The organism is Pseudonocardia sp. Ae331_Ps2 (genome assembly GCF_001932405.1).
GTDB lineage: Bacteria > Actinomycetota > Actinomycetes > Mycobacteriales > Pseudonocardiaceae > Pseudonocardia.
Genome location: NZ_MCIM01000001.1, coordinates 908,578 through 933,764 on the forward strand (window position 1 = coordinate 908,578; position 25,187 = coordinate 933,764).

The 25,187-nt window shown below is 74.2% G+C and carries 19 protein-coding genes; 12 read left to right on the forward strand and 7 right to left on the reverse strand.

Annotated elements, in window-relative coordinates:
- Positions 1 to 81: 81 nt before the first annotated feature.
- Positions 82 to 852 carry an ABC transporter ATP-binding protein gene (locus Ae331Ps2_RS04230; protein WP_083695224.1) on the reverse strand — a complete coding sequence of 257 codons (771 nt, stop codon included), beginning with the start codon at positions 850 to 852 and terminating at the stop codon, positions 82 to 84.
- 88 nt (positions 853 to 940) lie between these two features.
- On the opposite strand from Ae331Ps2_RS04230, the gene glgX reads away from it, so the two are divergent.
- Together glgX and Ae331Ps2_RS04240 are read left to right on the forward strand one after the other, a co-directional pair.
- A complete protein-coding gene (gene glgX, locus Ae331Ps2_RS04235) occupies positions 941 to 2,959 on the forward strand; it encodes a glycogen debranching protein GlgX (RefSeq protein ID WP_075310551.1) in 2,019 nt (672 codons plus the stop codon).
- Positions 2,960 to 3,018: 59 nt separating this feature from the next.
- Entirely contained in the window at positions 3,019 to 3,261 is a 243-nt protein-coding gene (locus Ae331Ps2_RS04240; protein WP_075310549.1) for a zinc ribbon domain-containing protein, read from the forward strand.
- A gap of 143 nt (positions 3,262 to 3,404) precedes the next feature.
- Here Ae331Ps2_RS04240 and glgP read toward each other — a convergent pair whose 3' ends face one another.
- Positions 3,405 to 6,041, reverse strand: a complete 2,637-nt coding sequence (gene glgP / locus Ae331Ps2_RS04245; RefSeq protein ID WP_254849653.1) for an alpha-glucan family phosphorylase — start codon at positions 6,039 to 6,041, stop codon at positions 3,405 to 3,407.
- An 11-nt stretch (positions 6,042 to 6,052) separates the two neighbouring features.
- On the opposite strand from glgP, the gene Ae331Ps2_RS04250 reads away from it, so the two are divergent.
- Together Ae331Ps2_RS04250 and Ae331Ps2_RS04255 are read left to right on the forward strand one after the other, a co-directional pair.
- Positions 6,053 to 6,877 (forward strand): transposase family protein, encoded by an 825-nt coding sequence (locus Ae331Ps2_RS04250; protein WP_075329690.1) that lies wholly within the window; start codon positions 6,053 to 6,055, stop codon positions 6,875 to 6,877.
- 350 nt (positions 6,878 to 7,227) lie between these two features.
- Positions 7,228 to 9,219, forward strand: a complete 1,992-nt coding sequence (locus tag Ae331Ps2_RS04255) for an alpha-1,4-glucan--maltose-1-phosphate maltosyltransferase (protein ID WP_075312885.1) — start codon at positions 7,228 to 7,230, stop codon at positions 9,217 to 9,219.
- A 62-nt stretch (positions 9,220 to 9,281) separates the two neighbouring features.
- On the opposite strand, the gene treS is transcribed toward Ae331Ps2_RS04255, so the two are convergent.
- Entirely contained in the window at positions 9,282 to 11,600 is a 2,319-nt protein-coding gene (gene treS / locus Ae331Ps2_RS04260) for a maltose alpha-D-glucosyltransferase (RefSeq protein WP_020627696.1), read from the reverse strand.
- Between the two features lie 393 nt (positions 11,601 to 11,993).
- Between treS and Ae331Ps2_RS04265 the strand changes: the two genes are divergently transcribed.
- From Ae331Ps2_RS04265 to glgB, 6 genes are all read left to right on the forward strand, one after another.
- Positions 11,994 to 13,352, forward strand: coding sequence for an aminoglycoside phosphotransferase (locus Ae331Ps2_RS04265; protein WP_249265200.1), 1,359 nt, complete (start codon positions 11,994 to 11,996; stop codon positions 13,350 to 13,352).
- Positions 13,353 to 13,520: 168 nt separating this feature from the next.
- On the forward strand, positions 13,521 to 14,168 hold the full coding sequence (locus Ae331Ps2_RS04270) for a DedA family protein (protein WP_075310547.1): 648 nt from the start codon (positions 13,521 to 13,523) through the stop codon (positions 14,166 to 14,168).
- Positions 14,156 to 15,403: a glycosyltransferase gene (locus tag Ae331Ps2_RS04275; protein WP_158071528.1), complete on the forward strand. Its 1,248-nt coding sequence runs from the start codon at positions 14,156 to 14,158 to the stop codon at positions 15,401 to 15,403. Before Ae331Ps2_RS04270 ends, Ae331Ps2_RS04275 begins: the two co-directional genes overlap by 13 nt.
- Entirely contained in the window at positions 15,400 to 16,248 is an 849-nt protein-coding gene (locus Ae331Ps2_RS04280) for an alpha/beta fold hydrolase (protein WP_075310543.1), read from the forward strand. The genes Ae331Ps2_RS04275 and Ae331Ps2_RS04280 overlap by 4 nt, the downstream gene beginning before the upstream one ends.
- Positions 16,245 to 17,417 carry a glycosyltransferase family 1 protein gene (locus Ae331Ps2_RS04285; RefSeq protein ID WP_075310541.1) on the forward strand — a complete coding sequence of 391 codons (1,173 nt, stop codon included), beginning with the start codon at positions 16,245 to 16,247 and terminating at the stop codon, positions 17,415 to 17,417. The genes Ae331Ps2_RS04280 and Ae331Ps2_RS04285 overlap by 4 nt, the downstream gene beginning before the upstream one ends.
- A 165-nt stretch (positions 17,418 to 17,582) precedes the next feature.
- Positions 17,583 to 20,084: a 1,4-alpha-glucan branching protein GlgB gene (gene glgB / locus Ae331Ps2_RS04290; protein ID WP_337819579.1), complete on the forward strand. Its 2,502-nt coding sequence runs from the start codon at positions 17,583 to 17,585 to the stop codon at positions 20,082 to 20,084.
- Positions 20,085 to 20,103: 19 nt separating this feature from the next.
- Here glgB and Ae331Ps2_RS04295 read toward each other — a convergent pair whose 3' ends face one another.
- Positions 20,104 to 21,387, reverse strand: coding sequence for a glycosyltransferase family 87 protein (locus Ae331Ps2_RS04295; protein ID WP_075310537.1), 1,284 nt, complete (start codon positions 21,385 to 21,387; stop codon positions 20,104 to 20,106).
- Positions 21,388 to 21,434: 47 nt separating this feature from the next.
- Positions 21,435 to 22,424, reverse strand: coding sequence for a tetratricopeptide repeat protein (locus Ae331Ps2_RS04300; RefSeq protein WP_249265635.1), 990 nt, complete (start codon positions 22,422 to 22,424; stop codon positions 21,435 to 21,437).
- 513 nt (positions 22,425 to 22,937) lie between these two features.
- Here Ae331Ps2_RS04300 and Ae331Ps2_RS04305 point away from each other — a divergent pair.
- Positions 22,938 to 23,183, forward strand: coding sequence for a hypothetical protein (locus Ae331Ps2_RS04305; RefSeq protein WP_020623302.1), 246 nt, complete (start codon positions 22,938 to 22,940; stop codon positions 23,181 to 23,183).
- A gap of 131 nt (positions 23,184 to 23,314) precedes the next feature.
- Here the strand turns inward: Ae331Ps2_RS04305 and Ae331Ps2_RS04310 are convergent, their stop codons facing one another.
- Both Ae331Ps2_RS04310 and Ae331Ps2_RS04315 read right to left on the reverse strand, forming a co-directional pair.
- Positions 23,315 to 24,118, reverse strand: coding sequence for an alpha/beta fold hydrolase (locus Ae331Ps2_RS04310; RefSeq protein ID WP_075310533.1), 804 nt, complete (start codon positions 24,116 to 24,118; stop codon positions 23,315 to 23,317).
- The gene (locus Ae331Ps2_RS04315; RefSeq protein WP_020623304.1) at positions 24,115 to 24,429 is read right to left on the reverse strand and encodes a thiamine-binding protein; all 315 of its coding nucleotides are present in this window, start codon (positions 24,427 to 24,429) and stop codon (positions 24,115 to 24,117) included. Before Ae331Ps2_RS04315 ends, Ae331Ps2_RS04310 begins: the two co-directional genes overlap by 4 nt.
- A 65-nt stretch (positions 24,430 to 24,494) precedes the next feature.
- On the opposite strand from Ae331Ps2_RS04315, the gene Ae331Ps2_RS04320 reads away from it, so the two are divergent.
- Positions 24,495 to 24,998, forward strand: a complete 504-nt coding sequence (locus tag Ae331Ps2_RS04320; protein ID WP_020623305.1) for a MarR family winged helix-turn-helix transcriptional regulator — start codon at positions 24,495 to 24,497, stop codon at positions 24,996 to 24,998.
- Positions 24,999 to 25,187 lie beyond the last annotated feature (189 nt).

The window sequence follows — 25,187 nt, forward strand, 5'->3', positions numbered from 1 at the left end:
CTCGGGAAGACGCCGAACGGCCCATCCCGAGGAAGATCCCTCGCCAACCGGCGCCTCCCCCACTGCCCGCGTCGCGGGGGGTCAGTCGCGCCGGTAGGCGGTGAACCGTCCGTTGCCACGACGCTCGACGGTCAGCGGCAGCCCGAACGTCTCCGACAGCGGCTCGGAGGTCATGACCTCGTCCAGGAGCCCCGCGGCGACGACACGCCCCTCGCGCAGCAGCAGACCGTGGCTGTAGTTCGGCGGGATCTCCTCGACGTGGTGGGTGACCAGCACCGACGCCGGGGCGTACGGGTCGTCGGCGAGATCGGCGAGCCGGGTGACGAGGTCCTCGCGGCCCCCGAGGTCCAGCCCGGCGGCGGGCTCGTCGAGCAGCAGCAGCTCCGGGTCGGTCATCAGCGCGCGGGCGATCAGGGTGCGCTTGCGCTCGCCCTCGGACAGCGTGCCGTAGGCGCGCCCGGCCAGCGGGCCCATCCCGAGCTGGTCCAGCAGCTGCCGGGCCCGGCCGGTGTCGTCGTTCTCGTACTCCTCGCGCCAGCGACCGAGCACGCCGTACCCGGCGGAGACGACGACGTCGGAGACGATCTCGTCGCCCGGGATGCGCACACCCAGGTTGGCCGAGGTGAGGCCGATCCGGGTGCGGAGCTCGAACACGTTGACCCGGCCCATCCGCTCGCCGAGCACGAAGACGGTGCCCGAGGTCGGGTGCAGCTCGGCACCGGCCAGGCGCAGCAGGGTGGTCTTGCCGGCGCCGTTGGGGCCGAGCACGACCCAGCGCTCGTCGAGCTCGACCCGCCAGTCGACGGCGTCGAGGAGCACGGTGTCACCACGACGGACGGTGGCGGCGTCCATACCGACGACCAGATCCTCGTCGTCGATCTCTGTGACACCGGGCGCGGCGGGGGTTCGGGGCGAAGTCACCCCCCTATCCTGGCCGATCGTGCCTGTCTTCCCCCTCGGTGCCCACCCCGACGACCACGGGACCCGCTTCGCGGTCGCCACCACCAGCGCCGAGACCGTCGAGGTCTGCCTGGTCGACGGCTCCGACACCGACGGCGAGGAGCTCACCGAGCGCCGGGTGGAGCTGCGCGAGCACACCTTCGGCGTGTGGCACGGCCACGTCCCCGGTGTGCGCCCCGGCCAGCGCTACGGCTACCGGGTGCACGGTGAGTACCGGCCGTTCCACGGTCTGCGTGCGAACCCGAACAAGATCCTCGTCGACCCCTATGCGGCGCGGATCACCGGCACCGTCACCGACCTCGTCGCCGCCCGCGGGTGGGACGGCGACCCGATGTCGGGGCGGCCCAGCACCGTCGACTCGCTCGGCTCGGTGCCGCTGTCGGTCGTCACCTCGACCGACCTCGCGCCGCGCCCGTCCCGGCCGGACGTGCCGTGGTCGGAGACGGTGATCTCGGAGATCCACGTGCGCGGCTGGACCCGGCTGCACCCGGAGGTGCCCGAGGCCCACCGTGGCACCTACCTCGGCCTGGCGCACCCCGCGGTGATCGCGCAGCTGCAGCGGACCGGGGTGACGGCCGTCGAGCTGCTGCCGGTGCAGGCGAACGCGCCGGAACCGTCGCTGCTGGAGCGGGGCGCGTCGAACTACTGGGGCTACGCGACGCTCGGGTTCCTCGCCCCGCACGCGGGCTATGCCAGCGACCCCGGCAACGAGGTCGCGGAGTTCCGCTACCTCGTCGACACCCTGCACGCGGCCGGGATCGAGGTCATCCTCGACGTCGTCCCCAACCACACCTGCGAGGGCGGGGTCGGCGGCACCACGCTGTCCTACCGCGGCCTCGACGCGCCGGCCTACTACTCGCTCGGCGGGTCCGGGCACGACGCCGACATCACCGGCACCGGCAACACCCTCGACGCCGGCTCCCCCACGGTGATCCGGCTCGTCTGCGACGCCATGCGGCACTGGGTGCACGCCTACGGCGTCGACGGGTTCCGGATCGACCTCGCCTCGGTGCTCGGCCGGCCGCGGTCGGGGCCGTTCTCCCCGGACTCGGCGCTGCTCACCGCGATCGCGCAGGACCCGACGCTGTCGACGACCAAGCTGATCGCCGAGCCGTGGGACGCCACCGGCGAGGGCTACCGGGTCGGCGGGTTCGGCGTCGCCTGGTCGGAGTGGAACGGCCGCTACCGCGACGCGGTGCGCGACTTCTGGCGCGGCCACGGCGGCGTCGCCGAGCTGGCGTCGCGGCTGACCGGCAGCTCCGACATCTACCAGCTGTCCGGACGCCGCCCGTGGGCCTCGGTGAACTTCGTGACCGCGCACGACGGCTTCACCCTGCGCGACCTCGTCTCCTACGAGCGCAAGCACAACGAGGGCAACGGCGAGGACAACCGCGACGGCACCGACGACAACCGCTCGCAGAACCACGGCGTCGAGGGCGAGACCGACGACGCGGGCGTCCGCGCCGCCCGCATCGCCACCGCCCGGGCGATGATGGCGACGCTGCTGCTGTCGATCGGCACGCCGATGATCACCGGCGGCGACGAGCGCTGGCGGACCCAGGGCGGCAACAACAACGCCTACTGCCGCGACGACGAGACGTCCTGGGTCGACTGGACCACCACCGACGAGACCACCGCGATGGAGGCGTTCACCGGACGCGTCGCCGCGCTGCGCCGGGAGTCGCCGGTGCTGCACCGCGACCAGTTCTACGTCGACGGCGAGGTCCTCTGGTGGGACCCGTCCGGGCGCCCGATGGAGCCCGGAGACTGGCACGACGGGGGCCGCCGCACTCTGGTCGTACTGCTGGCCGACTACTGGCTGCTGGCCCTGCACGCCGGGGAGGAGCCCGTCGACTGCGTGCTGCCCGCCGAACACGGCTTCGACCCGGTACTGGACTCCACGACGCCCGACGGCACCCCCGCCGACACCGCGCCGGTCGACGCGGGCGCGACGATCGTCCTGCCGCCCCGCTCGGTGCGCCTGCTGCGGAGCCGCTGACCACCGCACCCTCACCGCGAGGGCTGGGAGCGGCGCGGCCCGCGGCGTAGGCTCCGCGCATGCCGCGCTACGAGTTCCGCTGCCGCGAGTGCAGCACGACGTTCGAGGTCGAACGGCCGATGGCCGCGTCGTCGGACCCGGCGGACTGCCCGCACGGGCACGCGGACACCGTGAAGCTGCTGTCGACGATCGCGCTCGGCGGCCGGTCCGGTGCCGCGCCCCGGCCCGCGATGGCGCCGGCCGGTGGCGGCGGGGGCTGCTGCGGCAGCGGGTGCTGCGGCAGCGGGTGCTGCGGCGGCTGAGGTGTACGTCCCGCGGCACGGCGAGGTGGCGGGCGCTCATCCCCCACTCGACGTCTGTGGTTCCTGAGCACGACCGCCCTCGACACGACCGGACGACCTCCGCCCGCTGAGCGGGTCCGCCGCCGGGGACGGACCCGCCGGGCTCAGCCCGCCAGGACGATCCGCCCCAGCTCGACCGACGACGCCAGGTGCGCGTGGTGCGGCAGCACCCGCACCGTGTACCCGGTGAGCCCCGCGTGCGGCAGCGGCACGGCGACCTCCCAGGACCCGTCACCGCGGTGCTGCATCGCGACGGTCACCGGGTCCGCCAGCTCGTCGGAGGTGTCGACCCGCCCGACGACGGCCTCGACCGTCACGTCCGACGGGTCCAGCCCGGCCAGGTCCACCCCCGCCCGGACCGTCATCGGCGACCCGACGACCGGGGTGTCGGGCAGCCCGGACGCGTCGACGCCGGTGATCCGGACGTGGTTCCACGCCTTGTCCAGCCGGGCCCGGAACAGCGCGATGTCGCGGGCGACGGCGTAGTCCGACGCGGCCGCGTCGGCAGCGGCGCGGGCGGCCGGGGTGTACCAGTCCTGCACGTACTCCCGCACCATCCGGGTGGCCTGCACCTTCGGCCGCAGGGTGGTGAGGGTGTGGCGGACCATCTCGACCCAGCGGTGCGGGACGCCGTCGACGCGGTCGTAGAACGCCGGGCCGACCTGGGTGGCGATGAGCTCGTAGAGTGCGTTCGCCTCGAGGTCGTCGCGCCGGGTCGGGTCCTCGACGCCGTCCGCGGTGGGGATCGCCCAGCCGTTGGCGCCGTCGTAGAACTCGTCCCACCAGCCGTCGCGGATGGACAGGTTCAGCCCGCCGTTGAGCGCGGACTTCATGCCCGAGGTGCCGCAGGCCTCCAGCGGGCGCAGCGGGTTGTTCAGCCAGACGTCGCAGCCCCAGTAGAGGTAGCGCGCCATCGACATGTCGTAGTCGGGCAGGAACACGATGCGGTGGCGCACGCCGGCGTCGTCGGCGAAGCGCACGATCTGCTGGATGAGCGCCTTGCCGCCGTCGTCGGCGGGGTGCGACTTCCCCGCGACGACGAGCTGCACCGGCTGCTGCGGGTCGAGCAGCAGGCTGCGGAGCCGGTCGGCGTCGCGCAGCATCAGGGTGAGCCGCTTGTAGGTGGGGACCCGGCGGGCGAAGCCGACGGTGAGCACGTCGCGGTCGAAAACGTGGTCGGTCCAGCCCAGCTCCGGCTCGGAGGCGCCCCGCTCCAGCCAGGCGGCGCGGACCCGGCGACGGACCTCGTCGACCAGCCGGGACCGCAGCGTGTTGCGCAGCCCCCAGACCTCGGCGTCGGACACGTCGGCGGCGCTGCTGCCCGGCTCGCCGAGCATCTCGGTGACCTGGTGGGCCTCCCAGGTGGGACCGTGCACGCCGTTGGTGACCGAGCCGATCGGCACCTCGTCGCGGTCGAACCCGGCCCACAGCCCGCCGAACATCTCCCGGGAGACGCTGCCGTGCAGCCGCGAGACGCCGTTCGCCCGCTGGGCCAGGCGCAGGCCCATGTGCGCCATGTTGAACGTCTCGGGATCCTCCTCGGCGCCCAGCGCGAGGAGCCGGTCGGTCGGCAGGCCCGGCAGCAGCCGGTCGGTGAGGTAGTGCCGCACGAGGTCCAGGCCGAACCGGTCGATGCCCGCGGGCACCGGGGTGTGGGTGGTGAACACCGTGCCCGCACGGACGGCGGCGAGCGCCTCGTCGAAGTCCAGCCCGCCGGACGACGCCGACGCCGTCGCGGGGCCCGCGCCGTTCGACGTCACGGCCGAGCCGGTGCACAGCTCGCGGATCCGCTCACAGCCGAGGAACCCGGCGTGCCCCTCGTTGGTGTGGAACACCTCCGGCGTCGGGTGCCCGGTGAGCCGGCAGAACGCGCGGACCGCACGGACCCCGCCGACGCCGATCAGGATCTCCTGCTGGATGCGGTGGTTCTGGTCGCCGCCGTAGAGCCGGTCGGTCACCCCGCGCAGGTCCGCCCCGCCACCGGCGTCGGAGCTCTCCGCGGCGTTCTCGGCGATGTCGGTGTCGAGCAGCAGCAGCGGGACCCGCCCGACCGCGGCCTGCCAGATCCGCGCGTGCAGCGTGCGGTCCCCCGGCATCGCGACCTCGACGAGCTCCGGCGCGCCGGAGGGGTCGGTGAGCAGCTGCAGCGGCAGCCCCTGCGGGTCGATCGCCGGATAGTGCTCGAGCTGCCAGCCGTCGAGCGACAGCGACTGGCGGAAGTACCCCGACCGGTACAGCAGCCCCACCGCGACGAGCGGGACGCCCAGGTCGGAGGCGGCCTTGAGGTGGTCACCGGCGAGCACGCCGAGCCCGCCGGAGTAGTTCGGCAGCACCTCCGAGACGCCGAACTCCATCGAGAAGTACGCGACCGCCGACGGCCTGTCCGCGCCGGCCTCGGCGTACCAGCGCGGCTCGGACAGGTAGGTCTCCAGCTCCGCGGCCCGCTCGGCGACCTCGGCGGCGACCGCCTCGTCCGCGGCGAGCTCGGCCAGCCGCGCGGTGGGGATCTCACCCAGCAGGCGGACCGGGTCGTGGCCGCAGGCGTCCCACGCGTCGGGGTCGAGGGAGGCGAACAGGTCCCGGGTCGGCGCGTGCCAGGTCCACCGCAGGTTCGTCGCCAGTGAGGTGTTCTCAGTAGCGGGGTGGCAGGTCGTGGCGACACGCCGAGGGTGGTGAGATGAGCGGGAACGGGGCAGGACCCCGGTAGATCGGTTCGGTCCAGCACAGATCGACACCGTCACCGAGGTCCTGCATGTCTGATCCTGTCACCTACACCGCTGTCCTCCCGATCGGGGAGCGCACCGTGGCCTATCTGGCGCGGCTCCTGGTCCTTCAACGCCGTCGACGTGGCACCCGGCGGCGGGCGTTGACCCCGTTCGCCCAGGCAGTGCTGGTGATCCGCTGGTTCTGTGATGCTACCCGGGTCCGATGTTTGGCCGGTGACAACGCGATCAGCACTGCAACGGCCTACCGTTACCTGCACGAAGGCATCGACGTCCTCGCCGCGGCCGCACCCGGCCTGCACGGAGCCCTGCTCGCCGCCCGCACAGCCGGGCACACCCACGTGAATCTCGACGGCACCCTGATCGCCACCGACCGGTGCCGCGCGCTCGGCCTCACCCCCGGGGTCGACCTGTGGTGGTCGGGCAAGCACCGCCGCCACGGCGGGAACATCCAGGTCCTCACCGCACCTGATGGATGGCCGCTATGGACCAGCGACGTGCGGCCGGGCCGCGAGCACGACACCCGCTGCGCCCGTACCCACCCCGGGCTGCTCGAGGGCCTGGCCGCGTTCACCGACGACACCCACGCCGCGCTGGGCGACCTCGGCTACGAAGGCGAAGCCGACCGGCTCACCGTGCCCATCAAACCCGCCCCCGGCCGCGGGCAGACGGTCAACCAGCGCACCGTCAACACCCTGCACTCAGCCCTTCGTGCTCTGGCCGAACGCGGAAACGCCCTGCTCAAGACCACCTTCGCCGCGTTGCGGCGAGTCACGCTATGTCCCTGGCGCACCGGCGCGATCACCGCAGCTGCGCTCGTACTACTCCACACCGAGTACGACCGCACGACATGATCAACCCGCTACTGAGAACACCTCAGTGTCTGCAGCGGCGCGAGCGGAGCGGGGAGCTGGGCACGGACGGTGAAACGGCGGAGGGCTCTCACGGCCGCGAGGGTAGCCGGGAACACCGACACGCACGCGGCGTCCCGCCCGGCCGGGACGGGGTCTCACCGGTAGGGTCGCACTGCCGCGGGATCGGTGGGTCCGTGCACGTCGAATCGGTTCCGTCCACATCCGTTCCGATCCGTTCACGCCGATGGTCCCGCGGGTGTGGCGACAGGTGACGTGGCGGCGTCAGACTGGCCGTCTCGACTCTGGTGGGGACTTCTACCGACGGTGACAATTTCCTGGGGGTGCAGCCGATGACCGGTCGGCTCGGAATCGACGACGTGACCCCGTTCGTGCAGAGCGGAGACCCGGCGAAGGCCGTGGTCGGTGAGGTCGTCCCGATCCGGGCGACCGTGTGGCGGGAGGGACACGACGCCGTCGCGGCGAACGTCGTGTTCACCCCGCTGTCGGCCGACGGGACGCCGGGGGACGCGCAGTACGTGCGGATGCAGCCCGACGGGGTGGGCACCGACCGCTTCGTGGCCTGGGTCCGCCCCGACGCCGAGGGTCGCTGGACCTTCCGCGTCGACGCGTGGAGCGACCCGTGGGCGACCTGGCGCTCGGCGGTGGAGAAGAAGATCGCCGCGGGCCAGACGGCCGAGGAGCTGGCCAACGACCTCGAGATCGGCGCGCGGCTGCTCGCCAGGGTCGGGCGTCGCCCGGCCGAGTCCGAGAACCGCGACCTGCTGCTCGGCGCCGCGAACACGCTGCGGGACACCGCGCTGCCGCTGCGCGCGCGGGTCGCCCCGGCCCTGTTCGACGCCGTCGTCGCGATCATGACCGAGCGCCCCGTCCGGGAGCTCATCACCCGCGGCCCGGAGCGGACGATCTTCGTCGACCGGCCCCGTGCGCTGTACGGGTCCTGGTACGAGTTCTTCCCCCGCTCCACCGGCGGCCGCGACGAGACCGGCCGCCCGGTGCACGGCACGTTCGCGACGTCGTCGAAGGAGCTCGACCGCGTCGCGCGGATGGGCTTCGACGTCGTCTACCTGCCGCCGATCCACCCGGTCGGCACGGTGCACCGCAAGGGCCGCAACAACTCCACCCACGCCGAGCCGGGCGACGTCGGCTCCCCGTGGGCGATCGGCTCGGCCGCGGGCGGGCACGACGCGATCGACCCGGAGCTGGGCGACTTCGACGACTTCGACGCGTTCGTCGCGCGGGCGAACGAGCTCGGCATGGAGGTCGCGCTCGACCTGGCGCTGCAGTGCGCGCCCGACCACCCCTGGGTCACCGAGCACCCGGAGTGGTTCACCGTGCGCCCGGACGGGACGATCGCCTACGCGGAGAACCCGCCGAAGCGCTACCAGGACATCTATCCGCTCAACTTCGACCGCGACCCGGCCGGCATCTACGCCGAGTGCCTGCGCGTGGTGCTGAAGTGGGTCGAGCACGGGGTGAAGATCTTCCGGGTCGACAACCCGCACACCAAGCCGCCGAACTTCTGGCACTGGCTGATCTGGGAGGTCAAGCGGACCCACCCGGAGGTGCTGTTCCTGGCCGAGGCGTTCACCCGCCCGGCCCGGCTGTTCGGGCTGGCGCGGCTGGGCTTCACCCAGTCCTACACGTACTTCACGTGGCGGACCGAGGCCGAGGAGCTCGCCGACTTCGCGACGATGCACGCCGAGCACGCCGACGAGTGCCGCCCCAACCTGTTCACCAACACCCCGGACATCCTCCACGAGTCGCTGCAGACCGGTGGCCCGGCGATGTTCGCGATCCGGGCGACCCTGGCCGCGACGATGGCGCCCACCTGGGGCGTCTACTCCGGCTTCGAGCTGTACGAGGGCACCCCGGTCAAGCCGGGCAGCGAGGAGTACCTGGACTCGGAGAAGTACGAGCTGCGTCCGCGGGACTTCGAGTCCGCCCTGAACCAGGGCCGCTCGCTGGAGCCGTACCTGACCCGGCTCAACGAGATCCGCCGCGCCCACCCGGCGCTCCAGCAGCTGCGCGAGATCCACTTCCACGAGGTGGACAACACCAACATCATCGCGTTCTCCAAGCTGGACCCGTCCACCGGCGACCAGGTGCTGGTGGTGTGCACGCTGGACTCGCACGCGCCGCAGCAGGGCACCCTGAAGCTGGACATGCCGGCGCTGGGGCTGCGCTACACCGACGTCGTCGAGGTGCACGACGAGGTGTCGGGCGAGACCTACCGCTGGGGCGAGTACAACTTCGTGCGGCTGGTCCCGACCGACCACGTCGCGCACGTGATCGCGCTGCCGGCGCAGGCCCCGCTGCTCTGAGCCCCAACCCCTCGTCGCGTGAACGGGCCCCTCGTACGAGGGGCCCGTTCATGCGGTAGGGCTCAGGCGGCTCCCGCGTCCTCGGCCGGGGGCTCCAGGACGACGGCGGTCGCCCGGAACGGCGACATCCCGATCCGGAACCCGTTCAGGTCGTCGACGACCCCCAGGTCCTCGCCGGAGAACAGGTCGGTGACCGTCGCGCCCGGCGCCAGGTGCTCGGACCGGACGAACGCGTCCACCTGCTCGTCGGCGAAGTTCAGGACGGTCACGCTGGTCCGGTCGTCGTCGAGCAGGTGCACCATCACCAGCAGGCCGCGGTGCGACACGTCCGGCACGTCGACCTGGCGGGCCGTCGCCACCCCGGAGCGCTTGCGCACGGCCAGGATGGCCTGCATCTGGCGGACGAAGCTCGTCTCGTCGGCCAGCTGGTCGGGCAGCGACCCGTAGAGGCTGCGCCCGCGGGGCATGCCCGACGAGGACCGCTCGGCACCCGGCCGGCGTCCCATCAGGTCGTGCGCGGGCCGCGAGATCCACCGGGTGTCCCCGGAGTTCAGCAGGTCCGAGACCGACTCCGGCGGCAGCGTCAGCATCCCGAGCAGGTCCCAGCCCGACAGCGCGAAGACCCCGGGCTGGAAGGCGTTGAACATGACCAGCAGCAGGTGCACCCGCCGGATGCGCTCGACGTCGTCGGGCCCGATGTCGTCGAGCGCGGAGATGCCGAGCGACGCGGCGATGACGGTCGCGGTGGTGCAGGCGATCCCGTTGGTCGTGAAGATCAGGTTGTAGGGCGCGTCCGGCCCGGTGAGCACGTCGCACAGGTCGCGGCGGATCGTGTCGGCCAGGTCCCCGCCGCGCATCTCCTCACCGCGGAAGTGGAACAGCTCCTCGGTGTGCCCCGCGGTCCAGTGCACGAGCTCGTAGGTCAGCTCGTCGTGGTTCTGCAGCGCGTGCACCAGCGACGCCGGGTCGACGCCCAGGTCCAGCGCGGTGCGCAGGGTCAGCCGCAGGAACTCGGTGTCCGAGGTCGCGAGCGCGTGGTGGTAGGCGGGGCGGTTGATGAAGTCGTAGGACAGGTCCGCGCCCGCCTCGGAGGTGACCTTGATGTCGTCGACGGTCAGGTTCAGCTCCTGGAAGGTGAACCCGCCGACCTTGCGGACCATGCTCGCGATGAGGTGGTTCGCGGCCTCGGACAGCGGGTGGCCCTCGGACCAGCCGGGGTTGCCGGAGCCCGCCTTCTCCACGCCGAGGAAGCCGTTCGCGTCCAGGCGCAGCGCACCCGACCCGAGGTCGGCCAGCGAGTGCAGGGCGTCGCCGATGACCATCCGCATGCCCGCGAAGGTCGGGTCCAGCCAGTTGACCGACGGCTGGCCGTCCTTGAAGTAGTGCAGGTACACCCAGCGCCGTACGACGCCGTCGACGCCGGTGACCTCACCGGTCGCCGACCAGTTGGTCTCCTTCACGCCCTCGCGGTAGAAGATGACCCGCTGCAGCCGGCCGACGATGTAACCGGCCTTCTCCAGCGCCTCCTCGGTCGCGGCGTCGAGGTTGGCCGAGTCCTTCCCCGGCGGCACGTCGGGCAGCATCCCCCAGTCGGACGGTTCGATCTCGACCATGTGGTAGATGCCCGGGTAGTCGCCGTAGGCGAGCTCGGCGAGCCGGAAGTCCGGGCCCTTGCCGGTGTGGCCGGGGACGATGTCGTCGATGATCGTGCCGCCGTGCCAGGTGGCGGTCGCGCACATCGCGCGGAACTCCTCCTCGGTGCCGAAAGCCGGGTCGAGCTCGTTGGAGATGCGGTCGAAGTGGCCGTCGACGCTCGGGGTGGGCTGCCAGCCCGAGAGCCCGCCCGCCTTCTTCACCGGCCCGGTGTGGACGCCCTCGATGCCGATCGTCTCGAACGCCTGCCACAGCTCCTCGTCGCCGAGGGCGGCCAGGAACGACTCGCCCGAGGCGGTGATCAGCGAGATCGGGTAGGCGGTGAACCACACCGACGCCGTCTCGACCGCGTGTCGCGGCCCGGGGCTGGCGTAGGGGTTCTGCCACATCGAGCCCTGCCCGGAGAACTGGCGGGCCAGCTCGTCGGCGTGGCCGAGCATCGACTGGGACAGCAGCCACGACACGTAGACCGGGTTCTCCCCCGACGCCGGCCCGTCCTGGGCCACCGAGCGGCGCCGCACCGTGGACCGCACCCGGGCCCGGTGACGCAGCGTGCGCGGGCGTGCTTCGTGGTAGTACTCGACGAAGTTCACGTCCGGTGGCTCCGGGACGTGTTCGGCCTCGGCGGGCACCGGTTCGACGGCGGCGAGCGGATCGGCCGGGGTGATCCGGGCCTGGGTCTCCGGGATCGTCGGGGGGATGTCGGCCTTCGACTCTCGCTCGGTCACGCCGCCGGTCCTCCGGTCGCTCTGGGGGCAGGTCAGGGCAGGTACTGGGCACGTCGGGCCCACGGTGCGCCCTGCGACGGAGATCCGCACGCGGGCGCGTGCGCACCGTCGCGGGGTACCCGCGGGCACCACGTCCAGTATGGGTTTCCGGGCACGGGGATGCCGGACGGAAGCGCGATCACCGCCCGTGACCAACGGGTGGTCGATCCGACACGGACAGTACCGCCCACCCGACGTCCTGACCCGGCCGGGTCGGCCTGTCCCGGTTAGGGTTTTCACCTGCGGGCCCGGGGGGCTCCGCCCGGTGCTCCGACGTGGTGCGGGCGGTCCCCCGAGACGTCCGCGGTGGGTGTCACACGCCGGGCGGACGGCCCGGCAGGAGGGGGACGACGCGTGCGGCCGAGCGGAGCATCCGAGGACCTGACGACGCTCCCGGGGCTGTTGCGCGACTGGCTGCCCGGGCGTCGCTGGTTCGCCGAGAAGGGGCGCCCGCTGACCGGCGTCGCCGTCGCGGCACGGCACCCGCTGCCCACCGCGGAGGGCGTCACCCGGCTCGAGGTGCTGGTCCTCGCCGTGTCCTTCGCCGACGGCCCGGACCGGCACTACCAGCTGCTGCTGGCCCGTGCCCCGCACGCCCCGGTGGGGGCCGCACCGATCGGCGACCACGACGGGCAGGTCCTCTACGACGGCCTGCACGACCCGGCCGTCACCGCGCTGCTGCTGCGGCTGGTCGCCGAGGGCGCGACCGTCGGCGACCTGTCGTTCGTCCCCGAGCCGGGCGCCGTCCTGCCGCTGTCCGAGACCGGCCGCGTCGTCGACGCCGAGCAGTCCAACACCTCGGTCCGCTGGGGCGAGCGCTCCATCCTCAAGGTCTACCGGCGCCTGTCGCCGGGCCTGAACCCCGACCTGGAGCTGCACCGGGCGCTGCGCGCGGCCGGGTCGACCTCGGTCGCGGCGCTGCAGGGCGGGATCGAGGGCGTCCTCGACGGTGCGCCCGCCACCTTCGCGCTGCTGCAGGAGTTCGCCGCCGGCTCCCACGACGGGTGGGAACGGGCCACCGCGGCCGTGCGCGACCGGGTCGACTTCACCGGCGAGGCCCGCGCGCTCGGCGAGGCACTCGCCGACGTGCACGTCGCGCTGCGGGCCGAGCTCGGGACCAGCGAGGCCGACCCGCGTGAGCTGGCGGCGTACTGGACCCGGCGGTGCACCGAGATCGCCGACCAGGTGCCCGTGCTCGCCCCGCACGTGCCCGCCATCCGCGCCGTCTACGACGAGGTGGCCGCGCTGGGCGCGCCCGTCGTCGTGCAGCGGGTGCACGGCGACCTGCACCTCGGCCAGACCCTGCGCCGCCCGGACGGCCGCTGGCTGATCATCGACTTCGAGGGCGAGCCCGCCGCCTCCCCGCAGGAGCGGCGCGCGCCGGACTCCGCGGTGCGCGACGTCGTCGGGATGCTGTTCTCCTTCGACTACGCAGCCTTCCACCACCTGCTGACCCGGTCCGACACGCCCGAGGCAGGTCTCGGTTCGGACACCGCCGAGGCGCGCCTGGCTCACGACTGGTCGGCCGCGAACCGCGACGCGTTCTGCGCGGGCTACGCCGCCCGCGCCGGTGAGGACCCGCGCGCGCACGCCGCGCTGCTGCGGGCCTACGAGCTGGACAAGGCCGTCTACCAGGTGCTCTACGAGACCCGTAGCCGTCCGACCTGGCTGCCCATCCCGCTCGCCGCGATCGAGCGGGACACCACCGCGTAGCAACTCCGGGCCGCCGGCGACACCCGGTGGTCACCGGAGCTTCCGCGCCACGACGCCGGGGCGACGCCCGACTCCCCGGGCGGCCCGGCACGGGATCGTGGAATCCTCCCCGACCAGGAGGACATCCACCGTGAGACGACCACCCACCACACGGCCCGGGGACCTGTCGTGACCCCGGCCGGTCTGCTCGGTGTGGACGGTCTGGACGGCGTCCTGGGCCTGGTCCAGCGGCCCGACGGGCCCACGCTCGGCGTGACGCTCGCTGTGCTCTTCCTCGGTGTGCTGGTGGAGGGCCCGGTGGTCAGCGTCGTCGCGGGCTCGCTCGCCGGGGCCGGGCTGCTCGACTGGTGGGCGGTGTGGCTGGTGGCCTTCGCCGCCGACGTCGTCGCCGACACCGTCTTCTACGTCCTCGGCCGCGGCGGGCGCCGCCCGGGCATCGCTCCGCTGCTGGTCCGGCTGGGTCTGACCGCGGGTCGCCGGGAGGTGCTGCGCGCAAAGGTGGGGGGCCGTCCGGGCAGGGTGGTGCTGGGCGCGAAACTGGTGGACGTCGGCGCGATCCCCGCGTTCCTGGCCATCGGCCTGGCCGGGGTGTCGTACCGGCGGTTCGTGGCCTGGGTGGTCCCGCTGACGGCGGTGCGTTCGGCGCTGCTGGTCGGGATCGGCTGGGTGGTCGGGGGCCGGTTCGCCGCGGAGCTGGCCGACCGGCCGTGGATCATCGTGGCGGTGGGGCTGGGCGTGGGCCTGGTGCTCGTGGCCGGGCGCGCGCTGTGGGTGCGTGCCACGACCTCGCGGAAGGAGAACGCGTGCGCGTCCTGATCGGGGCCGACACCTGGGCACCGGACGTCAACGGGGCCAGCTACGCCGGCCAGCGGCTGGCGGCCGAGCTCGCCGCCCGCGGGCACGAGGTGCACGTGGTCGCGCCCTCGCGCGGCCTGCGCAGCAGGCCGCCGTGCCGGGTCGGGCCGGTGATCGAACACCGGGTCCGCTCCTGCCGCGTCCCCAAGCCGCCGGGCTTCCGGCTCTGCCCGCCGCCCGGGCTGCGCCAGACCTGCCGCGCGATCCTGCGCCGGGTCCGGCCCGACGTCGTGCACGTGCAGAGCCACATGGTGCTGGGCCGGATGCTGCTCACCGCGGCCGCCGACCTCGGCGTCCCGTCGATGGCGACCACGCACATGATCCCGGAGAACATCATCCCGGCGATCAGCTTCCTGCACCTGCCGGAGTCCGGGCTCAAGAAGCTGTTCTGGTGGGACGCGGTGCGCGTGCTCAGCCGGGCGGGGCTGGTCACCGCGCCGACCCCGCTGGCCGCGTCGATGGCCGAGCAGGGCGGTGTCCCCGGCCCGGTGCTGCCGGTGTCCAACGGTCTGGACCTCGGCCGCTTCCGGCCCGACACCACCGGTCGCGGGCCCGCGTTCCGGGCCCGGCACGGCATTCCCGCCGACGTGCCGCTGGTCGGCTTCGTCGGGCGGCTGGACCGGGAGAAGCACGTCGACGAGCTGGTCCGCGCCACCGCGCTGCTGCGCGCCGGTGCGGTGCCCGACGCGCAGCTGGTCGTCGTCGGCGACGGCGAGGAGCGGGCCCGGCTGGGCGCGCTGGTCCGCGCCCAGCACCTGGAGCACGCGGTCACCTTCACCGGCCGGCTCACCGACGACGAGATCCCCGACGTCTACCCGGCCCTGGACGTGTTCTGCAACGCCGGCACCGCCGAGCTGCAGAGCCTGGTCACGCTGGAGGCGATGGCGACCGGGAAGCCGGTCGTCGCCGTCGACGCGGGTGCGCTGCCGCACCTGGCCCGCCCCGGCGAGAACGGCTGGCGCTACCCGCACGGCGACGTCACCGCGCTCGCCGACCGGCTGGCCCGGGTGCTCGGTGACCCCGACGGCGCCGCCGTGCTGGGGGCGGCCAGCCTGCGGATCGCGTCCGAGCACTCGCTGGCGGCCACGGTGGACACCTTCGAGGAGCTGTACCGGACGAAGGCCCGCCCGGTCGTCCCGGTGCGTGCGTTCCGCTCGGGGCGCCGCGCCCGCCGGCACGCGGACACCCGGCGGTGACCGCCACGCTCACGCCCGCCCTCGAGCGCCCGGTCGACGGTGCCCGCACCGTCGTGCACACCTTCGGCGACCCGGACGGGGCGCCGGTGCTGGCGCTGCACGGACTGCGCGGCAGCCACCACGGGCTCGCGCCGCTGGCGTCGCGGCTGACCGGGTATCGGGTCGTCGTGCCGGACCTGCCCGGGTTCGGGGCGTCACCACCGTTCACCGACCGCACCCACGACGTCGACGGTTACGCCCGATGGGCCTCGGCGCTGCTCGCCGACCTCGGCCCGGACACGGTGCTGCTGGGGCACTCGTTCGGGTCGATCGTCGCCGCGGCCGTCTGCGCCGCGGCCGCGACCACCCCCCGGGCCCTGGTGCTGGTCAACCCGATCGCCGAGCCCGCCTCGGGTGCCGGCGGCATCACCGGCCTCGGGACGGCGGCCACCGCGCTGCTCCACGAGGGAGCCGCCCGGCTCGGCCTCGACGGCGTGCTGCGCCACCGGCTGCTCGCCGACGCCGCGACCGTCTCGATGACCACCACCCGCGACCCGCTGCTGCGGCACTGGATCTCCGACGAGCACCGTGCCCACTTCGGCACCTTCGCCACGACGGCGTCGCTGCTCGAGTGCTTCCGCGCCGCCGGTTCCGGCTCGGTGCGGCCGTGGGCACCCCGCATCACGGTGCCGACGCTGCTGCTGGCCGGGGCCCGCGACCGGGTCGCCCCACCGGCCGGGCAGCACGCGCTCGCCGCCGCCTTCGCCGACGCCCGGCTGGTCCTGCTGCCCCGCACCGGCCATCTCGTGCACTACGAGGCCCCGGCGTGGGCGGCCCGGGAGATACGGGGTTTCCTGCAGCGGTGAGGGTGCTCGTCGACTGCCGCTACATCCGTCCCGGACGCCCGGACGGCATCGGCCGCTACACCACCGGACTGGTCCGCGCGCTGGACCGGATCACCCCGGTGGAGCTGCTGGTGTCCGACCCGCGCCAGCGCGACGGGCTGCCCGACCGGCCCGCGCACACCCTGCCGTCGCCGACCGGGGCCGGGGAGCCGCTGGTCGCGCGGCGGGTGAACCGGATCCTCGCCGGGACGTCCGGCACCCACGGCACCGCCGGGACGTCCGGCACCGACGGCACCGACGGCACCGACGGCACCGACGGGTCACCCGATGCGGTCGTCTTCAGTCCGATGCAGACGATGGGCACGCTGGGCCGCCGCTACGCGGTCGTGCTGACCGTGCACGACCTCATCTACTACCGGCACCCGGCGCCGCCGCCGTGGCTGCCCGCCCCGGTGCGGGCGGTGTGGCGGGCCTACCACCTGTCGTGGTGGCCGCAGCGGCTGCTGCTGGCCGGCGCCGACGCCGTCGCGTGCGTGTCCGCCGCGACCGCGGCCCTGGTCGCGGAGCACCGGCTGTCGCGCCGGGAGGTCTCCGTCGTGCCGGACGCCACCGACTTCCACCTGCCGCCCGGCACGCCGACGCGGTCCCGCCCGTCGGGGAACCGGATCGTCTACGCCGGGTCGTTCATGCCCTACAAGGACGTCGCGACGCTGGCCAGGGCCGCGGCCCGGCTGCCGGACCACGAGCTCCACCTGGTCTCCCCCGTCCCGCCGGGGGTGCGCACGGAGCTGGAGCTGCTCGCCGCGCCGGCCCGGCCGGTGTTCCACGACGGCGTCGACGACGACGGCTACCGCGCCCTGCTCGACGGCGCCACCGCGCTGGTCTCCGCCTCCCGCGACGAGGGTTTCGGGCTCCCGATGCTGGAGGCCATGGCGCGGGGCTGCCCGGTCGTGGTCACCGACATCCCGGCCTTCCGCGAGGTCGCGGGCGACGCCGGGGTGTTCGTCGCACCGGGTGACGACGCCGGGTTCGCCGCCGCCGTGCGCGGGCTGGACACGACGTGGACGCAGCGCTCCGACGCGGTGCGCGCCCGCGCCGCCGAGCAGACCTGGGACGACGCCGCCGTCGCGCTGCAGGCGGTCCTCGAACGGGCACTGCGGCGCCACCGGCGACGGCGCGGGCGGGGCTGACCCGGCTCCGCTCACGCTCGACTGCGATCCGGCAACACTGTGCGACCGCACGCGGCGAGCATCCGTCACTCGCAGTACGGTTCCGCCGTGACCTCCGAGGAGACCCGAGCGACCCGCTCCGAGACCGATGCGTACGCACCGGACCCGGCGACGACCGACCGGCTCCTGGGCGGTGCCCACCACGACCCCCACTCGGTCCTCGGCGCGCATCCGCACGTCGACGGCACCGTGGTCCGTGTCCTGCGGCCGCACGCCGTCTCGGTGGCGGTGCTGCCGAACGGTGACCGCGCGCAGGCCTGCGAGCTGACGAGGGTGCACGACGCCGGACTGTTCTCCGGCCTCGTCCCCGGCTCCGGCGGCGACTACCGGCTGCTCGTGACCTACGGCGACGGCGCCGGCGGCACGACCGAGCAGACGGTCGACGACCCGTACCGCTGGCTGCCGACGCTCGGCGACATGGACCTGCACCTCATCGGCGAGGGACGGCACGAACGACTGTGGGACGTCCTCGGCGCACACGTCCGGGACTACGAGACCCCGTCCGGCCCGGTCGCCGGGACCAGCTTCGCCGTCTGGGCCCCGAACGCCCGCGGTGTGCGGGTCACCGGTGACTTCGACGGCTGGGCAGGCTGGGCGCTGCCGATGCGCTCACTGGGCAGCTCCGGGGTCTGGGAGCTGTTCCTGCCCGGCGTCGGTGTCGGCGACCGCTACAAGTTCCGCATCCTGGGCCCCGACGGCCGGTGGCGTGACAAGGCCGACCCGATGGCCTTCGCCACCGAGATCCCGCCGCAGACGGCGTCGGTCGTGACCCGCGACGTCCACGAGTGGGGCGACGACGCGTGGATGACCGCCCGCGCGCAGGTCCGCCCGCACGAGGAGCCGATGAGCATCTACGAGATGCACCTCGGCTCCTGGGTGCCGGGCCTGGACTACCGCGAGATCGCCGAGCGGCTGGTGGCCTACCTGGACACCACCGGGTTCACCCACGTCGAGCTGCTGCCCGTGGCCGAGCACCCGTTCGGCGGGTCCTGGGGCTACCAGGTGACGTCGTACTTCGCCCCGACCTCGCGGTTCGGCACGCCCGACGACTTCCGGTACTTCGTCGACCGGCTGCACCAGGCGGGCTACGGCGTGATCGTCGACTGGGTTCCCGCGCACTTCCCGCGCGACGAGTGGGCGCTGGCCCGGTTCGACGGCACCGCCTGCTACGAGCACGCCGACCCGCGCCGCGGCGAGCAGCCCGACTGGGGCACGCTCGTGTTCGACTTCGGCCGCAACGAGGTGCGCAACTTCCTCGTCGCGAACGCGCTGTACTGGCTGGAGTCCTTCCACATCGACGGCCTGCGGGTCGACGCGGTCGCCTCGATGCTCTACCTGGACTACTCCCGTGCCGACGGCCAGTGGCTGCCGAACGTCCACGGTGGCCGGGAGAACCTCGACGCGGTCGCGTTCCTGCAGGAGATGAACGCGACCGTCTACCGGGAGCACCCGGGCGTCGTGACGATCGCCGAGGAGTCCACCGCCTGGCCGGGCGTCACCCGGCCCACCTACATGGGCGGTCTCGGGTTCGGGCTCAAGTGGAACATGGGCTGGATGCACGACACGCTCGACTACACCGGGCGCGACCCCATCCACCGCAGCTACCACCACAACCAGATGACGTTCTCGCTGATGTACGCGTTCAGCGAGAACTACGTGCTGCCGATCAGCCACGACGAGGTCGTGCACGGCAAGGGGTCGCTGTGGACCCGGATGCCCGGCGACGACTGGAACAAGGCCGCCGGGGTCCGTGCGCTGCTGGCCTACATGTGGGCGCACCCCGGCAAGCAGCTGCTGTTCATGGGCGGTGAGTTCGGGCAGCCGCGCGAGTGGTCCGAGCAGCGGTCGCTGGACTGGCACCTGCAGAGCGACGACCCGCTGCACGGCGGGATCACCACGCTCGTCGCGGACCTGAACCGGACCTACCGCGCGCAGTCCGCACTGTGGTCGCGGGACACCACCCCGGACGGTTTCGCCTGGATCGACGCCAACGACGCGCAGGGCAACGTGTTCTCGTTCCTGCGCCACGGCGTCGACGCCGAGGGCCGTGCCACCGTGCTGGCCTGCGTCGCGAACTTCTCCGGTGCCCCGCGTGAGGACTACCGGGTGGGGCTGCCGTTCGCCGGGAACTGGACCGAGGTCGTCAACACCGACGCGTCGGCCTACGGCGGGTCCGGGGTGGGCAACCTGGGCCGGGTGCGCGCCGAGCAGGTCATGTGGCACGGCCAGCCCGCGTCGGCGGTGCTGCGGCTGCCGCCGTCGGGGGTGCTGTGGCTGGTGCCGGAGGACACCGGCGGCCCGGTGCTGTCCGTCCCGGCACAGGAGGCCGCCCCGGCCGCGACGGTCCCGCCGCCGCTGCCGGCCGCCGCGCTGCCCGACGAGCCGGAGGACACCGACGTCGAGGCACCGGCGACCCCGGACGACGACCTGCAGGTCGTCGTCACGCCCGCCGACCTCGTCGACCCGGGGCCGGACGACGCCGAGGACGCCCCGGACCCCGGTCCGGTCTCCACCTCGGTCGCGCCCGCACCCGGCACCGTCGGTGTCCGGGCGGTGCGCACCGGCTCGTTCGTCGACGGGAGCTCCGGCACGGGCGCCTCGGACACGGGGACCACCGCGGGCGACTGATCCCGTGGGGCCCGGACCGTCAGGCCGGTGCGCGGGACGGCTCGTCCGCAGTGCGGACGGGACCGCCGGGCACCGGCCCGACGGCCGGGCGCAGCAGGGACCACCAGGTCGCCAGGAGCACCGCCGTGTAGAGCGCCCGTCCGAGCGGGGTCGCCCAGCCGCCGTCGGCCCACAGGTCGGACCAGCTCACCGGGACGACGGCGACACACCCGATCGCGACGACGACCCGGCGGCGCGTGTCCCCCGCCCGCCCGGACGCGGCGAGCGCCAGCAGCCCCGGCAGGAGCAGCAGCAGGTAGTTGTGCCAGGCGATCGGCGCCGCCAGCAGACCGGTGGCGAGCACGGCGAACAGCGCCGTCCCACCCGGGTCGGTGCCCGCGGCCGGGTCGGGGCCGTACCGGCGGGTGCGCCGCCCGAGGTGGACGAGCGTGCCGACCACGATCGCCGCGCCCACCAGGGTGCCGACGACGGTCGGGACCCCCCAGCGGAGCGCCTGGCCCGGCAGGGACGCGTTGTCCGGGGTGGGGCCGACCGGCTCGGCCAGCGCCATCGTCAGCCACTGGAACGCCGTCGGCCACCCGGCGACGGCGACGCCGACCAGCGTCGCGACCGCCGCGGCGGCGATCCCGGCCAGGAACGGCCGCCGACGGGCCTGCACCGCGGGGAGCAGCAGCACCGGCGCGAGCGAGGGCTTGAGGGCGACCGTCACGCCGTAGCAGACGGCGGCCAGCAGTGGATGCCCGCGCCGTTCGGCGACCCAGCCCGCGGTCAGCCCGGCCAGCAGCAGCGGGTAGATCTGGCCCAGCAGCAGCGTGCCGTGCAGCGGCGACGACGCCAGCACCACCACGAGCGCACCGGTCGTCCACCGACGGCCGAGCCGCAGCTCCCGGCAGACCAGCAGCACCGACCCGACGACGAGCAGCACCGACAGCGCCGTCAGCAGCCGGTAGCCGGTGACCGGGTCGAGCAGGGCCAGCGGCGCGAGCAGCACCGACAGCAGCGGCGGGTTGAGGTTGTGCAGCCGGGCGCCGGTGTCGTAGATCGCGGCGCTGCCCGGACCGTGCTGGAGCAGCGCGTACGCCGAGGCCCGGAAGGTGTCGAAGCCGACGTGCATCCGCGCGATGTCGGTCGCCGGGATCCAGCGCAGCAGCGGCGGGCCGCCCAGCACGAACAGCAGCGCCGCGGTCACCAGCGCGGCGACGGCGACGACCGGCGCCACCGGCCGCGCGAGACGGTGCACGCGGTCGCGCGCCGCGGACGCCCACCGCGGAGCCGGCGTCCCGGCAGGAGCGGCGACGGTCACCGCGGGCGCCGGTGCCTGCGGCCGTGGGCCATCGGGGCGGGTCCGGCTCAGAACAGGGCGCGGGCGAGCGCGCGCCGGGCCGTGGCGACCCGCGGGTCGTCGGCCGGGAAGAGCTCGAAGAGCCCGACGAGGTGCCCACGGGCCCGGTCACGGTCCTCGCCCGCGGTCCGGGCGACGGTGTCGACCAGCCGGGTGAAGGCGGCCTCGACCCGGTCGGCGGCCAGCTCGGCGTCGGCCGCGGCGAGCTGGGCGTCGACGTCGTCGGGTGCGGCGTCGGCCCGCGCGATCGACGACGGGTCGGCCTGCTCGGCCCGGGCGAGGAAGCGGACCTGCGCCAGCGCCGCCTTCGCCTGCTCGTTGGCGGGCTCGCTGTCGAGGATCGCGGTGTAGGCGGCCTCGGCGGCCGCGTAGTCGCCCTGCTCCAGGGCGTCCTCGGCGGCGGTGAAGCGCGGGTCCTCGGGCTCCTCGACGGGCTCGTCCGGACCGGCCGCGGCCGCCCGGCGCTCGCCCTCGGCGATGGCGGGCATCCGGTCACGCAGCGCGTCGAGCAGGGACTTCACCCACTCGGCGGCGCGGTCCTCGGGGATGGCGCCGTTGACCGCGTCGACGGGCTGACCGCCGACGAGCACGACCAGCATCGGCACCTGCTGCACGCCGAAGGCCTGGGCCACCCGCGGCTGGGTGTCGATGTCGACCCGGGCCAGGCGCCACGCACCACCACCGGTCGAGGCGAGGCGCTCCAGCACGGCCGACAGCTGCTCCTCGCGCGGGTAGCGGCTGGCCCACAGCTCGACGACGACCGGCACCTGCAGGGACGGCTCGAGGACCTCGGCCTGGAAGCCCTGCTCGGTCGCGTCGACGACCCAGGAACTCCCGCCCCCGCCGGGCGCGGGCGGACCGCCCCCGGCACCGCCGGACGGGGCGGGCCGGTTCGCCGCATCGGCACGGGCCTTCAGCCCGGAGAGGTCGACCGCCCCGGCCATGGCCGAGGAGATCGCCGCACGCTGGGCCGCCTGACGAGGATCTGGGCGAGACACGCCATCCATCCTGGCACGTCCGTGTGTCCGGCGTGACCCGCCCCGCCCGGTCGGACGCACCCCCGCGCGACGCGTCCCACGTCTCCTAGCCCCGCCCCGCCGTCCCGGGATGTCCGCCGGGGTCCGACGCCCGCACGGCACCGCCGATGCCGCAGCTGCACCACCACGCCCCGGGAGAGAGCCGGCGGCACCCACCTGCGTGAACTCGCTTACCCGGTAAGCGAGTTCGCACCGGGACAGGTCCCCGGTGACCGACCGACACCCACCCGTGCCCGCAGAGCCGACGACGGCACGGAGCCCCGGAACCCGGCGGAACCGGCGGGGTCGCCCCCCACGATCACCGGACCGGCGGAGCAACACCGGGCCTCGCCACTCGTTGAACACCCTGCAGGGACTCGATGCTGACTCTGCGTGATCGCGGCGGGGCGTTCCCCCGGTTGCCCCACCCCGCGGTTCCCTTCCCCGACAGAACGACCGCCGGCTCCCCGGCGCACAACGGAGGGCTCCACCCCGATGAGCAACATGCAGACGACCGACAAGCCGACCCTGGCCTACGCGTCGGTGGCGCTGGGCATCATCGCGATCGCCGCGTTCCTCGTGCCGATCGCCGCCTGGATCCTGGGTGCCGCGGGCCTGGTCACCGGCTTCCTCGCCTACCGCAAGCCGGGCATGACCAAGCTCGCCCAGATCGGCATGACCGTCAGCTTCGTCGGCATCCTCGCCGGCGTGTACTACTTCTCGACCATCATGGCGGGCTGAGCACGTCCTTCCTCGCGGCACGCCGCGACGACGACACGGCCTCCGGACCCGGTCCGGGCGCCCGACGGCCGGTGACGGGCCTCCCGCCACCGGCCGTCGTCGTCCCGGCGCCCGGGCCGTGGCACCTCCCGTCAGGCGGGCGCGGCGAGCCCGGCCAGCAGGTCGGCCGTCTCCTCCGGCCGGGTGAGCATCGGGAAGTGCCCGCCCGCGAACTCGACGAGCCGCGCCCCGACCCGCTCCGCCTCCCGCCGCCCCGCGACGGGACTGACGACCCGGTCCCCCACGCACACCACCGACACCGTCGGCACCGCGGGCCACGACGGCACCGGGCACGGCTCGACGAGCAGCGACCAGTCCTGGGGTCGCAGCTGCGCCGCCGCGTCCGCGACCGCGGCCCGCCCGTCACGTCCCGCCGCGTCGAGCTCGTCCGCGACGCCCCGGTAGAGCCCGTCGGCGACCGTCCGCGCGTCCGGCCAGTACGTGCTGACCCCCTCACCACGACGGACCTCGGCGTCGTAACCGGCGACCATCAGGTCGCGCTCGGCACGCATCCGGTCCCGGTAGGGACGGCCCGGCTCGGGGACGAGTGCCGCGACGAGGACCAGTGCCCGCACCCGGTCGGCGATGCGGCCGGCGGCCGCGGTGGCCACGAGACCGCCGAGCGAGTGGCCGACCAGCACGACGGGCGGACCCTCGCCCCGGGGCACCGACCCGTCCGGACCGCCACCGGCGACGGCCAGGACCGCGTCGACGAGCTCGGTGTGGCCGACCCCCGCGACGTCGGACGGGAGATCCGGCGCGACCGCCTCCACCCCCCGGGCCCCCAGGGCCTCGACCACCGGCGCCCACGACGCACCGCGGTGCCAGGCGCCGTGGACGAGCACGACCCGGGCCGGGCCGGGCTCCCCGGCTCCCGGTGCGACCGGGGCGCTCACGCACCGCCCCCGCGCAAGTGCTCCTCGACCCGCTCCACCTTGGCCTGCAGCTGCCCCCGGTACCCGGGCCGGATGTCGGCCTTGAGCACCAGGCTCACCCGGGGCGACACGGCGGTGACGGCCTCGACGGCACGTTTGACCACCGCCATCCCCTCGTCCCAGGTCTCGGACTCGATGGTGGTGAACATCGAGGTGGTCTCGTTCGGCAGGCCGGACTCGCGGACCACCCGGACGGCCTCGGCGACGGCGGCACCGACGCTGCCGTCGCCGGAGTCCGAACCGGACGGGGCGATGCTGAAGGCGAAGAGCATGCCGACACCGTGCCACGCCCGGCATGCGGAACGGACCCGGTCACGGCACTTGCTAGCGTCGGACCATGGCATCCCGCGGGTCGCTCCCCTTCGACCCGATCCAGCGTGCGGCCGAACTGTGGGAGGAGCGGGTCGGCCCCGCCCGCACGATGGCGACGGTCACCAGCGTGATGCGCGTGCAGCAGATCCTGCTCTCGGCCGTCGACACGGCGCTGCGGCCGCACGGGCTGACGTTCGCCCGCTACGAGGCGCTGGTGCTGCTGGACTTCGCGCGCCGCGGCAGCCTCCCGATGCGGGTGATGGGCGAGCGGCTGCAGCTGCACCCGACGAGCGTGACCAACATCGTGGACCGGCTGCAGGGCGACGACCTCGTCCGCCGGATGCCGCACCCCACCGACCGCCGCGCCACCCTGGTCGAGCTGACCCCCGAGGGGCGTGCCCGGCTGGAGAAGGCCACCGCCGCGGTGACCGGCATCGACTTCGGCCTGACCGGGCTGGACCCGGCCGAGGAGGAGCAGCTGACCGCGCTGCTGCGCTCGGTGCGCCGCGCCGCCGGCGACTTCGCCTGACCCGCCCACCTCAGCCCGGCCGTCTCCGCCGGCGCGGCCTACCCGATGGCGGGCCGCCGTGTCCCGGACCACGCCAGCTGCGCATCACCGAGCCGCGGGGCGGCCGGGGCCACAGCATCCGACGCGCCGCGGCCCGCCCGGCCAACGCGCCGCTGAGGCCGGACAGGCCCACGCACGCCAGGTAGTCGA

Excerpts from the sequence above, each read along its gene's own strand:
- Ae331Ps2_RS04230 (WP_083695224.1), bottom strand. The coding sequence starts at position 852 with ATGGACGCCGCCACCGTCCGTCGTGGTGACACCGTGCTCCTCGACGCC.
- Ae331Ps2_RS04240 (WP_075310549.1), top strand. The coding sequence starts at position 3,019 with ATGCCGCGCTACGAGTTCCGCTGCCGCGAGTGCAGCACGACGTTCGAG.
- Ae331Ps2_RS04250 (WP_075329690.1), top strand. The coding sequence starts at position 6,053 with ATGTCTGATCCTGTCACCTACACCGCTGTCCTCCCGATCGGGGAGCGC.
- Ae331Ps2_RS04255 (WP_075312885.1), top strand. The coding sequence starts at position 7,228 with ATGACCGGTCGGCTCGGAATCGACGACGTGACCCCGTTCGTGCAGAGC.
- Ae331Ps2_RS04305 (WP_020623302.1), top strand. The coding sequence starts at position 22,938 with ATGAGCAACATGCAGACGACCGACAAGCCGACCCTGGCCTACGCGTCG.
- Ae331Ps2_RS04315 (WP_020623304.1), bottom strand. The coding sequence starts at position 24,429 with ATGCTCTTCGCCTTCAGCATCGCCCCGTCCGGTTCGGACTCCGGCGAC.
- Ae331Ps2_RS04320 (WP_020623305.1), top strand. The coding sequence starts at position 24,495 with ATGGCATCCCGCGGGTCGCTCCCCTTCGACCCGATCCAGCGTGCGGCC.